We start from the raw sequence: 14,489 nt of genomic DNA, 5'->3' as shown, positions 1-14,489 counted from the left end.
GCCGCCCGCTTTTCTCTTACCGCCGGTCCGTTCTCCCCTCGTTTTCTGCGTTTCAAGCGTCATTCCTGACAAATAACTTTCACAATAAAATATTTATCTTTCATTTTGAGATCAAATTAACACTTTTTAACCTTTCAAAATGATTAAAATCAGCTGCCAGTTAGCAAGAAAAATAACACTCTGAAGGAGAACACAATGATTGAAGTCATTACCCACGGTGCCGAATGGTTTATCGGCCTGTTTCAGAAGGGAGGCGAGGTATTTACCGGGATGGTCACCGGGATCCTGCCGCTTCTGATCAGTCTGCTGGTGATCATGAACGCGCTGATCAACTTCATCGGCCAGCGGCGGATCGAAAAGCTGGCGCAGCGTTGCGCAGGCAATCCGATCTCGCGCTATCTGCTGCTGCCCTGCATCGGCACCTTTGTTTTCTGTAACCCGATGACCCTGAGCCTGGGGCGCTTTATGCCTGAGAAGTACAAACCCAGCTACTACGCGGCGGCCTCTTACAGCTGCCACTCCATGAACGGCCTGTTTCCCCATATCAACCCCGGCGAACTGTTCGTCTACCTCGGGATTGCCAGCGGACTGACCACCCTTGGCCTACCGTTAGGGCCACTGGCGGTGAGCTACCTGCTGGTGGGTCTGGTCACCAACTTCTTCCGTGGCTGGGTCACCGACCTGACCACCTCAATCTTTGAGAAAAAAATGGGCATCCAGCTTGAACAGAAAGTCCATCTCTCCGGAGCAACCTCATGACCCGTATTCGTATTGAAAAAGGCGCCAGCGGCTGGGGCGGCCCGCTTGAGCTGGACGTCGTTGCTGGCAAAAAAATCGTCTACATTACCGCCGGTACCCGCCCGAGGATCGTCGACAAGATCGCCGACATCACCGGCTGGCAGGCTGTCGATGGTTTCAAAGAAGGGGAACCACCGGAGGAGGAGATCGGCGTCGCCATTATCGATTGTGGCGGCACATTACGCTGCGGCCTCTATCCGAAACGCCGCATCCCAACCGTCAATATCCACGCGACCGGCAAATCCGGCCCGCTGGCGCAGTATATCGTCGAAGATATTTACGTCTCCGGCGTGAAAGAAGAGAACATCCATCTGCTGAGCGATGGCGGCCCGGCAGCAACGACGCAGAAAACCAACCAGCCCGCTCCGCGGGATTACGACACCAGCAAAAAAATTACCGAGCAGAGCGACGGCCTGCTGGCCAAGGTCGGCATGGGGATGGGTTCCGTGGTGGCGGTGCTGTTTCAGTCCGGGCGCGACACCATCGACACGGTACTGAAAACAATCCTGCCGTTTATGGCCTTCGTATCGGCGCTGATCGGCATCATTATGGCCTCCGGCATCGGCGACTGGATTGCCCACGGTCTGGCCCCGCTTGCCAGCAATCCGCTCGGGCTGGTGACCCTGGCGCTCATCTGCTCATTCCCGCTGCTGTCGCCGTTCCTCGGCCCAGGCGCGGTTATCGCTCAGGTTATTGGCGTGCTGATCGGCGTGCAGATTGGCCTCGGCAATATTCCCCCTCACCTTGCGCTTCCCGCGCTGTTCGCCATTAACGCCCAGGCCGCCTGCGACTTTATACCAGTGGGGCTGTCACTGGCCGAAGCGCGTCAGGACACGGTTCGTGTCGGGGTCCCGTCGGTGCTGGTGGGACGTTTTCTGACCGGTGCGCCGACGGTGCTGATCGCCTGGTTTGTTTCCGGATTTATTTATCAATAAGAGGTGCCTGACGATGACCGTGATTTACCAGACCACCATTACCCGTATCGGCGCCAGCGCGACGATGGCGCTCGAAGAGCAGATGTTAATTACCTTCCGCGAAGGGGCACCGGCAGATATCGAAGAGTATTGCTTTATTCACAACCACGGCGAGTTATCCGGCGCGCTGGCGGCGGGTACCGAGCTCCTGCTGGGTGAACAGCGCTATCCGGTGACCGCCGTTGGCGAGGTCGCCGAACAGAATCTGCGCGAACTGGGCCATATCACACTGCGCTTTGATGGCCATCGCGAGGCGGAGTTTCCAGGGACGGTGCACGTTGCCGGCCCCGTACCGGAAGCGCTTGCTCCCGGTTGCATACTGAAATTTGTTGCTTAAGCAGGAAGGAGAACATGATGAATCAGGTTGCTGTTGTCATCGGCGGTGGACAAACCTTAGGTGAGTTTTTGTGTCGGGGCCTTGCCGCTCAGGGCTACCGTGTCGCGGTTGTGGATATCCAAAGCGATAAAGCCACGCGCGTCGCCCAGGCCATCAACGAGGAATATGGTGAAGGGAAGGCATACGGCTTTGGCGCCGACGCCACCAGCGAGGCCAGCGTAATGGCCCTCGCCCGTGGGGTGGACGAAATTTTCGCCCGCGTGGATCTGCTGGTTTACAGCGCCGGGATCGCCAAAGCGGCCTTTATCAGCGATTTTGCCCTCGGTGATTTTGACCGCTCATTGCAGGTGAATCTGGTGGGCTATTTCCTCTGCGCTCGCGAGTTTTCACGACTGATGATCCGCGATGGCATCAAGGGGCGGATTATTCAGATCAACTCCAAATCCGGCAAAGTGGGCAGCAAGCACAATTCCGGCTACAGCGCGGCGAAGTTTGGCGGCGTCGGGCTGACCCAGTCGCTGGCGCTGGATCTGGCGGAATACGGTATTACCGTTCACGCCTTGATGCTGGGGAACCTGCTGAAATCGCCGATGTTCCAGTCGCTGCTGCCGCAATACGCCAGCAAACTGGGCATTGCCGAAGACGAGGTCGAGCAATATTACATCGACAAGGTTCCGCTCAAGCGCGGCTGTGATTATCAGGATGTCCTCAACGTCCTGATGTTCTACGCCAGCCCGCAGGCTTCCTACTGCACCGGGCAGTCGATCAACGTCACCGGCGGTCAGGTGATGTTTTAACCGTTACGCGCTGTTTCCCGGAGGCGGCGCGTTGCGCCTGTCCGGCTACAAAACGAGATCCGTAGCCCGGACAAGGCGCCTCCGGGGAATATTCAGACACACCTTAAGGAGATTTTATGGTTAGCGCATTAATCACCGTCGCGGCGATCGCCTGGATAACCCAGCTCGCCTTCGGCGGCTGGCAGATTCGTCAGTTCAACCGCGCCTTTGACCAGCTCTGCCTGCAGGGGCGAGTCGGGGTTGGCCGCTCATCGGGGCGCTTCAAACCACGGGCAATCGTGGCTATCGCCTTTGACGAGCACGACCGGGTACGCGACACGCTGCTGATGAAAGGGCTAACCGTGTTCGCCCGCCCGACAAAAATCCCGGCAATTAACGGACAATATCGTGAGGAATTGCAGCCAGATATGATCTTCCCCCAGGATCCGCTCTGTCGGAATGCACTATCATTAGCGCTTAAACCGAAACATGTATAATTTCGTTGTAAAAGTAAATATCTTGCGAAATTATCACTTCGAAACTTTACGCAAGATAGGATATTACCGCTATGAAACCACGTCAGCGCCAGGCCGCCATTCTTGAGCACCTGCAATCTCAGGGGAAATGCTCGGTTGAAGAGCTGGCGCAGCACTTCGATACCACCGGCACCACCATTCGCAAAGACCTGGTGATCCTCGAAAATGCCGGCACCGTGATTCGTACCTACGGCGGCGTGGTCCTTAACAAGGACGAACCCGATCCCCCTATCGATCACAAAACGCTGATTAACACCGATAAAAAAGCGCGAATCGCCGAAATGGCGGTGCGCTATATCCATGACGGCGACTCGATCATCCTCGATGCCGGCAGCACGGTTCTGCAAATGGTGCCGCTGCTCAGCTGCTTCAACAACATCACGGTGATGACCAACAGCCTGCACATCGTCAATGCCCTCTCCGAACTGGATAATGAACAAACGATCCTGATGCCCGGCGGCACATTCCGCAAAAAATCAGCTTCCTTTCACGGCCAGCTGGCGGAAAATGCGTTCGAACAGTTCAGCTTCGACAAGCTGTTTATGGGCACCGACGGCATCGACCTCAACGCGGGGGTCACCACCTTCAACGAGGTGTATACCGTCAGCAAAGCAATGTGCAATGCCGCCAGAGAAGTGATCCTGATGGCCGACTCATCAAAGTTTGGCCGTAAAAGCCCAAATATCGTCTGCGGCCTTGAGCGCGTAGATAAGCTGATTACCGATGCGGGCATCGACCCGGCCTTCCAGCGGGCGCTGGAAGCGCAAGGCATAGACGTGATTATTACTGGAGAAGAACATGAGTAACTTTCTGTTAGAAGCCGGACGCCAGACCCTGTTACTGGAGCTGCAGGAGGCCAGCCGCCTGCCTGACCGCCTGGGCGACGACTTCATCCGCGCGGCGGAAACCATCCTCCACTGCGAAGGAAAGCTGGTGGTCTCCGGTATCGGTAAATCAGGTCACATCGGCAAAAAGCTGGCCGCCACCTTCGCCAGCACCGGCACCCCGGCCTTTTTTGTCCATCCGGCGGAAGCGCTGCACGGCGACCTCGGGATGCTCGACGGCCGCGACGTAATGCTGTTTATCTCCTACTCCGGCGGCGCTAAAGAGCTGGATCTCATCGTCCCGCGTCTGGAAGAAAAAGCCATTCCGCTGCTGGCGATGACCGGCAAATCCACCTCGCCACTGGCGCTGGCGGCAAAAGCGGTGCTGGATATCACCGTGGAGCGTGAAGCCTGCCCGATGCATCTGGCCCCGACCTCCAGCACCGTCAACACCCTGATGCTCGGCGACGCGCTGGCGATGGCGGTGATGCAGGCCCGCGGTTTCAATGAAGAAGATTTTGCCCGCTCACACCCGGCCGGCGCCCTCGGCGCACGGCTGCTGAACAAGGTTCACCACCTGATGCGCCGCGATGGCGATGTGCCGCGGGTTGAGCTGGATACCCGGGTGATGGACGCGATGCTGGAACTCAGCCGCACCGGGCTGGGGCTGGTTGCCGTCTGCGATGGACAAAACCGCGTCCAGGGCGTCTTCACTGACGGCGACCTGCGCCGCTGGCTGGTAGGCGGCGGCACGCTGGACGATACCGTCAGCCAGGCGATGACCCGTAACGGCGTCACCCTGCAGGCCGAAAGCCGCGCGGTAGAAGCCAAAGAGCGGCTGATGAAGCACAAAATCAGCGCCGCACCGGTGGTTGATGAAAACGGCCTTCTGGTGGGCGCCATTAACCTGCAAAACTTTTATCAGGCCGGGATCCTTTAAGCCCCAGACGCTTCGCCAGCCGATGCAGGTTGGCGACGTCCAGCTCCAGCGCCCGGGCCGCTGCCGCCCAGTTACGCTGGTTATCCGCTAAAGCGCGGGAAATGGCCTCGCGCTGGAACGTCTCGGTTGCCTCGCGCAGATTGATCGTCTGTTGCAGCGCGACCGGCGTTGCGGCAGGCGGCAGCGACGCGGCGGCGGCAAACTGAAAATGGTGTGGATCCAGCCGCACCTCATCCGCCGTCTGGGTCGCCCGCGCCAGCACCACCGCACGATGAATAGCATGTTCCAGCTCGCGCACGTTGCCCGGCCACGGCGCCTTGCGCAGCCCCGAGCGCGCCGCATCGCTGAGCACCACCTGCCCTAACCCCATGCGTAACCGACACTGCTCGCAGAAATAACCGGCCAGCAGCACCACGTCATCTTCCCGCTCGCGCAGCGCCGGCACCGACAGCGGGAACACGCTCAGACGGTGATAGAGATCGGCACGAAACCGGCCTTCAACCACCTCCTGGCGCAGGTCGCGGTTGGTGGCCGCCAGCACCCGGACGTTAACCCGCAGGCTGCGGTCATCCCCTACCCGCTGAATATCGCCATACTGCAGTACCCGCAGCAGCTTGGCCTGCAGCGCCAGCGACAGCTCGCCAATCTCATCGAGAAACAGGGTGCCGTTATCGGCCATTTCAAACTTGCCGCTGCGGTTGCTGATCGCCCCGGTAAAGGCCCCTTTCACGTGCCCGAACAGCTCGCTTTCCGCCACGCTCTCCGGCAGCGCCGCGCAGTTCAGATAGATCAGCGGATTGGCTGCCCGGGACGAGCCCTGATGCAGCGCTTGCGCCACCAGCTCTTTGCCGGTGCCGGTTTCACCGCTGATCAAGACGTTCAAATCCGAGGCGGCGACGATATCGATCTCTTTTTTCAGCTGCACCATCGGCGCCGACAGGCCGATAATTTCCTGATGGTCCGGGGGCGTATAGTGCACGCTCGCCTCCGGCAGCACGTTCTGATTCTCAAGCCGCGCGATAAGCAGCGCGTTATTCAGCGCTCCCGCCACCAGCGCCGCGATCAGGCGCAGCGCTTCATCGCTGAAGCTATCGAAGCGGTCGGCCTCCATGCCGTCGAGGGTCAGCGCGCCAATCAGGGTCTGTCCGGCAAACAGTGGAAGCCCCACGCAGGCATGCACCTTCAGGCTCTCATGGCCGGGAATCAGGCCATCATAGGGGTCCGGCAGGTCGCTGTCCGCCGGGAAACGCACCACATCGCCGGCGCGGGCAATCGCCTCCAGCCGCGGGTGGCCCGCCAACGCAAAACGTCGCCCCAGCACATCTTCAGCCAGCCCGTCGATCGCCAGCGGCACAAACTGATGCGCCTCGTAGCGCAGCAGCGCTGAGGCGTCGCAGCCCAGCACCTGGCGCAGGGTCGTAATCAAGCGGGAAAAGCGGTCGGCATGGCCAATATCGCTTTGTAAATCAATGGCGATCTTCGCCAGCATGTCCACGGAAAAGCGCATCGCGGCCTCATTGTCATTTTGACACTAGTAATGGTCATAAAGACTATTTTAACCGCTGTCATTTTGACATCAACCGGTTTAATGAAAAAACATAAAACACAACAAAATCAACAAATTAAAAAACTGGCACGCAATTTGATATAGGTAACCCATCGTATCTGAACATGCTGTATAAATTGAGGTTGCTATGTCTATTGTGGTGAAAAATAACATTCATTGGGTCGGCCAGCGTGACTGGGAAGTGCGTGATTTCCACGGTACCGAATACAAAACGTTGCGCGGCAGCAGCTACAACAGCTACCTGATCCGCGAAGAGAAAAATGTGCTGATTGATACCGTGGATCATAAATTCAGCCGCGAGTTCGTGCAGAACCTGCGTAGCGAAATCGATCTCGCGGATATCGACTACATCATCATTAACCATGCGGAAGAAGACCATGCCGGCGCGTTGACCGAGCTGATGAACAGCATTCCGGACACGCCGATTTACTGCACCGCCAACGCTATCGATTCCATTACCGGCCATCACCATCACCCGGAATGGAATTTCAACGTGGTGAAAACCGGCGACGCGCTGGATATCGGCAACGGCAAGCAGCTGATTTTCGTGGAAACACCAATGCTGCACTGGCCGGACAGCATGATGACTTACATGACCGGCGACGCGGTGCTGTTCAGCAACGACGCCTTCGGCCAGCACTACTGCGACGAGCACCTGTTTAATGATGAAGTGGACCAGAACGAACTGTTCGAACAGTGCCAGCGCTACTACGCCAACATCCTGACCCCGTTCAGCCGCCTGGTGACGCCCAAAATTACCGAGATCCTCGGCTTCAATCTGCCCGTCGATATGATCGCCACCTCGCACGGCGTGGTCTGGCGCGATAACCCGACCCAGATCGTCGAGCTGTACCTGAAATGGGCGGCGGATTATCAGGAAGATCGCATCACCCTGTTCTACGACACCATGTCCAACAACACCCGCATGATGGCGGACGCTATCGCTCAGGGCATCACCGAAGTTGACCCTAACGTGGCGGTAAAAATCTTCAACGTCGCCCGCAGCGATAAGAACGACATCCTGACCAACGTGTTCCGTTCAAAAGGGGTGTTGGTGGGTACCTCCACCATGAATAACGTGATGATGCCGAAAATCGCCGGCCTGGTGGAAGAGATGACCGGCCTGCGTTTTCGTAACAAACGTGCCAGCGCTTTTGGCTCGCACGGCTGGAGCGGCGGCGCGGTGGACAGACTTTCTACCCGTTTACAGGATGCCGGTTTTGAGATGTCTCTGAGCCTGAAGGCCAAATGGCGTCCGGACCTCGACGCGCTGGCGCTGTGTCGCGAGCACGGCCGGCAGATTGCCCGCCAGTGGGCCCTCTCCCCGCTGCCGGTTGCCGCCGCCCCCGCCGCACCGGAGCAGAACGCCTGCGCCGCGGCAGTAGGCATGGGCCCCACCATGCAGTGCAGCGTCTGCCAGTGGATTTACGATCCAGCAAAAGGCGAACCGAACCAGCAGGTGCAGCCGGGTACGCCGTGGAGCGAGGTTCCGGACGACTTCCTGTGCCCGGAATGTTCCCTGGGTAAAGAGGTCTTTGACGTGCTGGCAACGGAGGCCAAATGAGCGAAGGTATCGTCATCATCGGCTCGGGCTTCGCGGCCCGTCAGCTGGTGAAAAACATCCGTAAGCAGGATCCGCAGGTTCCGCTGACCCTGATCGCGGCCGACAGCATGGATGAGTACAATAAACCGGATCTCAGCCATGTGGTCAGCCGCGGTCAAAGCGCCGACGACCTGACCCTGCAAACGGCAGGTGAGTTTGCCGAGCAGTACAATCTGCGCCTGTTTCCGCATACCTGGGTCAGCGATATCGACGCCGAAAACCAGTTGGTGAAGAGCCAGGACCGCGAGTGGCGCTATGACAAGCTGGTGCTGGCGACCGGTGCCGCGCCGTTTGTCCCGCCGGTACCGGGGCGCGAGCTGATGCTGACCCTGAACAGCCAGCGGGAATATGGCGCGGCGCACAGCCAACTGCGTGATGCCCGGCGGGTGCTGATCGTCGGCGGTGGGCTGATTGGCTGCGAGCTGGCGATGGATTTCTGCCGCGCCGGCAAAGCGGTGACGGTCGTCGACCACGCCGCCAGCGTGCTGTCGGCGCTGATGCCGCCGGAGGTCAGCAGCCGCCTGCAGCACCGGATGACCGGGATGGGCATCCATCTGCTGTTGCAAACCGGGCTTGAGGGCCTCGAACAGCAGGCCGATGGTATTCACGTGGCCCTCGCGGGTGAACGTTCAACGGTCGTCGATGCGGTAGTGGCCGCCGTCGGCCTGCGTCCGGAAACGGCGCTGGCACGTCATGCGGGGGTGGCTATCCAGCGTGGGGTGGTGGTGAATCGCCAGCTGCAAACCAGCCATCCGGCGATTTATGCCCTCGGCGATTGCGCGGAGATCGACGGCAAAGTGCTGCCATTTTTGCAGCCGATAATGCTCAGCGCCATGTGCCTGAGTAAAACCCTGTTGGGACAGTCGGGAGAGCTGAGGTTGCCGCCGATGCTGGTGAAGGTCAAAACGCCGGATTTACCGCTGCACCTGGCAGGCGAAACCCAGCGTGACGATTTAACATGGAATATTGTTGCCGCCAAAGACGGTCTGGTCGCGAAAGGCATTGACGCCGACAACCAGCTGCGCGCGTTTGTGGTCAGCGAGGACCATATGAAAGACGCCTTTGCCCTACTCAAGCAGCTGGTCAGTTAACCTTATTCCCGGAGGCGGTGCTGCGCCTCCGGGGAAGACATCACCGCGCCAGGTTATCGTACCCGCGCCAGCGGTAGTTGAGCACCGACAGCACCCAGCAGGCGACGAACAACCCGACCACCACAAACCCGGCATCGCCAAGATTATCGTTCAGTGCGCCAACCCAGCGCCACAGGCCGCCGCTGAGCGAAAACTTATCCATCAGCAGCCCCAGAGCCTCCAGCCCGCCGATAAACAGCGCCACCACCACCGAGGTCCCGGTAATGGTCATATTGTAATAGAGCTTGCGCTGCGGCTTGCTGAATGCCCAACCGTACGCGCCCACCATCAGCACGTTGTCGATGGTATCCACCAGCGCCATTCCGCTGGCAAACAGCGCCGGGAAGACCATGATGGACCAGATGGACATCCCGCTCGAAGCGCTGGCGGCAGAAATGCCCAGCACGCCGATTTCGGTGGCGGTATCGAATCCCAGCCCGAACAGGAAACCGACCAGATACATCTGCCAGCTGCGGCTGATCAGACGGAAGGTTTTACCGAACAGCCAGCTCATCATGCCGCCGCCGGTCGCCACCTCATCACTGACGCTTCCGCCTTTCTTCCACGCCTGAAAACTGCGCCAGACGCTGCGCAAAATCACCAGGTTCACAAACGCCATCAGCAATAAAAACAGTGCCGACACCGCAGTGCCGATCACGCTGCCGGTATCATGAAACCAGCTCATCTGTTGCCCGAACGCGGTGGCCGTCGCGGCAATGGCCGCCGAAGCCAGCACCACGATCGACGAATGGCCTAATGAAAACCACGCCCCGACGCCGAAAGGCCGCCGTCCCTGCTGCATCATTTTGCGGGTGACGCTATCAATTGCCGCGATATGATCGGCATCCACCGCATGACGCAGGCCATATCCCCACGCCAGCAGGCTGGCCGCCATCAGCGCACCGCTGTCGCCAAATGCCTGCCAGGCCCAGATCCAGGCCAATACATTCGCCAGAATCAGCCCCCCAACCAGCACCGCGGCTCGCGGCTGCTGGCGTAAAATCGTCACTATCATGGTGATGTCCTGTGAGCCTGCCAGCGCGCGGCGGCAACAACCGCCTGACCATAGGCAATCGCCCCATCTCCGGCAGGTAACTGTTGCGGAAACAGCAGAGTAAAATCCGCCAGATAAAACGTCAATCGGGAGACCAGTAAGCGGTTGTGTAGCACCCCGCCGCTAAAGGCCAGCGTCGTCACGCCGCGCGACGTGGCGCAATCCCGAAGCATCGCCGCCAGCCCGCAGGCCAGCGCATCATGAAATGCCCAGGCTTTCTGTTCCCGCGTAGCCTGCCACTCCAGCCATTGCCTCCAGAATGTTGCCAGATCCAGCGTGCCGTCGCGCCAGAGAATGCTGACCGGGTGGACAACGCCTTCGCAGGCCGTCGCCAGCGCTTCCAGCTGACAGGCCGCCTCACCTTCATAGCTCAGGCTGTCCGGGGCACACATCAGGGCACAGGACACCGCGTCAAACAGTCGTCCACAGGATGACGCCAGCGGCGCATTGATTCCGCGCGCAATCGCCTGCGCCAGCAGCGGCCAGTTGTGCTGATGCAGCGCGGCGGTTTCAGCATAGTCCTGCCACTGCGGCACAAATGCCAGGCACTGCGCCAGCAAATTGCGCCATGGCTGACGAGCCGCCAGATCGCCCCCGGGCAGCGCCACCGCAGGCAATCCGCCAAGACGTTCACACTCGCGGTAGTTAACCCGCAGGCACTCCCCGCCCCACAGTGCGCCGTTTTCCCCCATGCCGATACCGTCGAGCACCAGAGCGATAACATCGCCGCCGTCCAGCGGCCAGCCGTGTTCCGCCAGGCAGGCAGCAGCATGGGCATGATGATGGAGGACGTTGTCGACCGGCAGGGTAAGCGATGCTGCCCACTGCGAGGCACGATAGCCGGGATGGGCGTCGACTACCACCCGCTGCGGCGTAAAGGCGTAAATATCCTGCATCAGGTGCAGCGCCTCACGCCACTGCGCTTCAACACCTTCATCGCCAAGATCGCCAAAGTGCTGGCTCAGCACTGCCCGATCGCCGCGCGCCAGGCAAAAGGTATTTTTCATGTCGCCGCCGAGACACAGCAGCGGCGGCACGTCATGAAACCCCGGCGGCAGCGGCATCGCGTCCGGCACGTAGCCCCGCGAGCGGCGCAGCATCTCGCCGCCTTGGCGTATCACCGAGTCGTCCATACGCTGGACAATGTCACGGTTGTGCAGCAGAAAACCGTCGGCAATCCCCGCCAGGTCGCGCAGCGCGTCGGCGTTGCTTAACGCCGGTGGCCGCCCGCTGAGGTTGCCGGAGGTCATCACAACAGGGTGCGCCAGCGCCTGTAAAACCAAATGCTGCAGCGGATTAGACGGCAGCATCACCCCCACTTCCTTCAGCGCTGGCGCAATGTCATCACACAGGCCAACCACCTGTGATTTATCTATCAGGACGATGGGTGCCGCGGGCGTGGTCAGTAAAGCCACCGCCTCCGACGGGATCCCTTCTGTCACTGGCAGCATCACCGCCAACGGCTTCGCCGGGCGATGTTTACGAAGACGTAACGTGGTCACCCCTTGGGAATTACCGGCATCACAGACCAGGTGAAAGCCGCCGAGTCCTTTCATGGCCACAATCTGGCCGCGCTTCAGGCGCTGGATCGCCGCCTGGAGTGCCGCCTCGCCGTACAGCACCTCACCCTCGGCGCGCCATTCCAGTCGCGGGCCGCAGTCGGCACAGGCGACCGGCTGGGCATGAAAACGACGGTCGGCAGGATCGCGATATTCCGCCTCGCAAGTAGGACAGAGCGGAAACGGCGCCATCGAGGTTGATGGCCGGTCATAAGGCATCGCGCGAATAATGGTGAAGCGCGGACCGCAGTGGGTGCAGTTAATAAACGGGTAGCGGTAGCGGCGATCTTGCGGGTTATTCATCTCCGCAAGGCAGGCCGGACAGGTGGCGGCATCCGGGACAATCTGGGTTCGCATGCTCCCACCTTCGCTGTGGCGGATCGCGAAATCCTCAGGCAGCGTCTGCCAGTGGAATGGCGCGCTCTGCAAGCTATCAATACGCGCCAGCGGCGGACACTGCTGAGCCAGCGCGGCAACAAACACCGTCTCATCGCCGACGATGCGCACCAGCACCCCGTCGCCGTCATTGCAGACATCACCGCGCAGCCCGAGCTGCCGGGCCTGCTGCCAGGCGAAGGGGCGGAATCCCACCCCCTGAACTTTACCGCGAATGCGAATTTGCACCCCGTTCATGATGCTGACGCCTTACCAGGCCAGCGCCGTGCGGCGACGTTTTTCGATATTCATCTGCTCAAGCTTATTGCGGTCAACGCAGATCAGCGCGTGGGTCGGGCAGGCATCCATACAGGCCGGGCCGGCTTCACGGTGGTGGCAGAGATCGCATTTGTTGGCTTCGGCTTTTTCCGCCATGACGTTAAGCCCGGCACCGCTATGACGGATAACCGGGCGCACCACGACTTCCATCGCGCCATACGGGCAGGCCACGACGCAGGTTTTACAGCCGATGCAGCGCTCCTGCATCACGTGAATAAACCCTTTATCCCGGCTGATTGCGCCGTTTGGACATACGTTCGCGCAGGGTGCGTCTTCACATTGACGGCAGGCGGTCGCGGTGGAGACGTTAACGCCTTTGATCACGTGGATACGCGGTAAGAAAGATTTGGGCGTCAGCGCCGCGCAGTCCTGATTTTCCTGATGAGAGACCACGCAGGCCACTTCACAGGTGCGGCAGCCAATGCATTTGCTCGCGTCGGCAATAATGAAACGGTTCATCCATTTCTCCAGCAGTAAGAAGGTTACGCGGCGGAATATGCATAATACGTTCCAACTTTTATCATTATGATAATAAAGGGAATTAACAACAGGGGTACGGGAGAGAGATTCTGTCATCGTCACATCTGACGATGACAGATGTCGACGTCAGGCGTCGGGGCCGGCGGCTATCGAGTCGCGCTCAATCAGCTCGCCGGGGAAGGTCTGCTGATATTTTAAATCGCCGCCGTCGAGCATAAAGATCAGCCGGTTAATGGTCTCTTTGATCATTTCCGTCACCGGGACTTTAACGCTGGAGAGCGCCGGGACCATATACGGCGCCAGCACGATGTCATCGAAACCAATCACCGACACCTCTTCCGGCACTTTGATCCCCTGCAGATGCAGCTGCTTCATGGCGCCAATCGCCATATCATCGTTGCTCGCCACCAGCGCGCTGTAACGGACATCACGCTGGCGCAGGGTTTCCACGCCCGCGGCACCGGTTTCCGGGGTCCACTTTCCTTCGACAATCAGATCGTTGTTCAGCGCAATACCGTGCTGCGCCAGCGCATCTTTGTAGCCGGAAAGACGCTCAATCCCGGTCGGCGAATCCAGCGAACCGGTAATAAACGCGATATCGCGGTGGCCGCGGGCAATCAGTTTTTCCACCGCCGCCAGGGCCGAGGCTTTTTGATCGGACCAGACGCAATGGCTGGCGTTACGCCGCAGGCGGCGGTTGAGCACCATGATCGGCTGAGTGTGGTTCTCAACGATGTCATCCATCTGATCGACGCTGAGAAAGCGGGGATAGATAATAATCGCGTCGCAGCGCAGGTCGAGCAGATACTGGATCGCCTCGCGCTCCTCTTCGGCACTGTGCTTACCGTCGGCCAGAATCAGCTGCCGCCCTTTGTCTTCCGCCATTCGCGCGACGTGAAACAGCAGCTCGCTGAAATAGACCCCGTGATAGAGGGTATTGGTCACCACCAGCCCCAGCGTCTGGCTCTTTTTGGTGGCCAGGTTGCGCGCCAGCAGATTGGGCCGGTAGCCGCTTTCCGCCACCGCCTGGAATACGCGATCTTTCGTGTCCTGACTGACATAGCCGTTGCCCGATAACACCCGGGACACGGTCGCTTTCGACACCCCCGCGCGTTTCGCTACCTCCAGCATCGTTGCCATGTTGTTCTTCCTGTTGCAAAAGATGCCCGCAGTGTACTGCACGTCTCGCTTTTTTAC

Annotated in this window: 14 protein-coding genes; 9 read left to right on the top strand and 5 right to left on the bottom strand. The window is 59.5% G+C overall.

Annotation, left to right across the window (positions count from 1 at the left end):
- The first annotated feature begins 195 nt into the window (after positions 1-195).
- The 7 genes from srlA (at position 196) to gutQ (ending at position 5,185) form a co-directional block, all read left to right on the top strand.
- Complete coding sequence (gene srlA, locus ACMYSN_RS20525; RefSeq protein WP_154143960.1) at positions 196-759, top strand: PTS glucitol/sorbitol transporter subunit IIC; 564 nt, start codon at positions 196-198, stop codon at positions 757-759.
- Positions 756-1,733 (top strand): PTS glucitol/sorbitol transporter subunit IIB, encoded by a 978-nt coding sequence (srlE, locus tag ACMYSN_RS20520; RefSeq protein ID WP_462495991.1) that lies wholly within the window; start codon positions 756-758, stop codon positions 1,731-1,733. Before srlA ends, srlE begins: the two co-directional genes overlap by 4 nt.
- Positions 1,734-1,746: 13 nt before the next feature.
- On the top strand, positions 1,747-2,109 hold the full coding sequence (gene srlB, locus ACMYSN_RS20515; RefSeq protein WP_462495990.1) for a PTS glucitol/sorbitol transporter subunit IIA: 363 nt from the start codon (positions 1,747-1,749) through the stop codon (positions 2,107-2,109).
- Between the two features lie 17 nt (positions 2,110-2,126).
- Positions 2,127-2,906 (top strand): sorbitol-6-phosphate dehydrogenase, encoded by a 780-nt coding sequence (gene srlD, locus ACMYSN_RS20510; protein ID WP_123756795.1) that lies wholly within the window; start codon positions 2,127-2,129, stop codon positions 2,904-2,906.
- A gap of 116 nt (positions 2,907-3,022) precedes the next feature.
- Positions 3,023-3,382, top strand: a complete 360-nt coding sequence (gutM, locus tag ACMYSN_RS20505) for a transcriptional regulator GutM (protein WP_123756794.1) — start codon at positions 3,023-3,025, stop codon at positions 3,380-3,382.
- Positions 3,383-3,453: 71 nt separating this feature from the next.
- Positions 3,454-4,227 (top strand): glucitol operon DNA-binding transcriptional repressor SrlR, encoded by a 774-nt coding sequence (srlR, locus tag ACMYSN_RS20500; protein WP_123756793.1) that lies wholly within the window; start codon positions 3,454-3,456, stop codon positions 4,225-4,227.
- The gene (gene gutQ / locus ACMYSN_RS20495; protein WP_174509799.1) at positions 4,220-5,185 is read left to right on the top strand and encodes an arabinose-5-phosphate isomerase GutQ; all 966 of its coding nucleotides are present in this window, start codon (positions 4,220-4,222) and stop codon (positions 5,183-5,185) included. Before srlR ends, gutQ begins: the two co-directional genes overlap by 8 nt.
- Here the strand turns inward: gutQ and norR are convergent.
- Positions 5,148-6,692 carry a nitric oxide reductase transcription regulator gene (gene norR / locus ACMYSN_RS20490; protein ID WP_462495989.1) on the bottom strand — a complete coding sequence of 515 codons (1,545 nt, stop codon included), beginning with the start codon at positions 6,690-6,692 and terminating at the stop codon, positions 5,148-5,150. The two genes, gutQ and norR, sit on opposite strands and share 38 nt — an antisense overlap.
- A 187-nt stretch (positions 6,693-6,879) precedes the next feature.
- Here norR and norV point away from each other — a divergent pair, with 187 nt between their 5' ends.
- Positions 6,880-8,316: an anaerobic nitric oxide reductase flavorubredoxin gene (norV, locus tag ACMYSN_RS20485; protein ID WP_462495988.1), complete on the top strand. Its 1,437-nt coding sequence runs from the start codon at positions 6,880-6,882 to the stop codon at positions 8,314-8,316.
- Positions 8,313-9,446 (top strand): NADH:flavorubredoxin oxidoreductase, encoded by a 1,134-nt coding sequence (norW, locus tag ACMYSN_RS20480; RefSeq protein ID WP_462495987.1) that lies wholly within the window; start codon positions 8,313-8,315, stop codon positions 9,444-9,446. Before norV ends, norW begins: the two co-directional genes overlap by 4 nt.
- 40 nt (positions 9,447-9,486) lie before the next feature.
- On the opposite strand, the gene ACMYSN_RS20475 is transcribed toward norW, so the two are convergent.
- The 4 genes from ACMYSN_RS20475 to ACMYSN_RS20460 form a co-directional block, all read right to left on the bottom strand.
- Complete coding sequence (locus ACMYSN_RS20475) at positions 9,487-10,500, bottom strand: HoxN/HupN/NixA family nickel/cobalt transporter (protein WP_462495986.1); 1,014 nt, start codon at positions 10,498-10,500, stop codon at positions 9,487-9,489.
- On the bottom strand, positions 10,497-12,731 hold the full coding sequence (hypF, locus tag ACMYSN_RS20470; RefSeq protein WP_462495985.1) for a carbamoyltransferase HypF: 2,235 nt from the start codon (positions 12,729-12,731) through the stop codon (positions 10,497-10,499). The genes ACMYSN_RS20475 and hypF overlap by 4 nt, the downstream gene beginning before the upstream one ends.
- A gap of 12 nt (positions 12,732-12,743) precedes the next feature.
- Entirely contained in the window at positions 12,744-13,271 is a 528-nt protein-coding gene (gene hydN, locus ACMYSN_RS20465) for an electron transport protein HydN (RefSeq protein WP_123756786.1), read from the bottom strand.
- A gap of 147 nt (positions 13,272-13,418) precedes the next feature.
- Entirely contained in the window at positions 13,419-14,432 is a 1,014-nt protein-coding gene (locus ACMYSN_RS20460) for a LacI family DNA-binding transcriptional regulator (RefSeq protein ID WP_462495984.1), read from the bottom strand.
- Positions 14,433-14,489 lie beyond the last annotated feature (57 nt).

This window comes from Klebsiella sp. R445 (genome assembly GCF_051131755.1).
In the GTDB taxonomy this organism is placed as follows: Bacteria; Pseudomonadota; Gammaproteobacteria; order Enterobacterales; family Enterobacteriaceae; genus Klebsiella; species Klebsiella lignicola.
The sequence above is the reverse complement of the archived record's forward strand: the minus strand, read 5'-3'. Positions and strand labels throughout refer to the sequence as shown.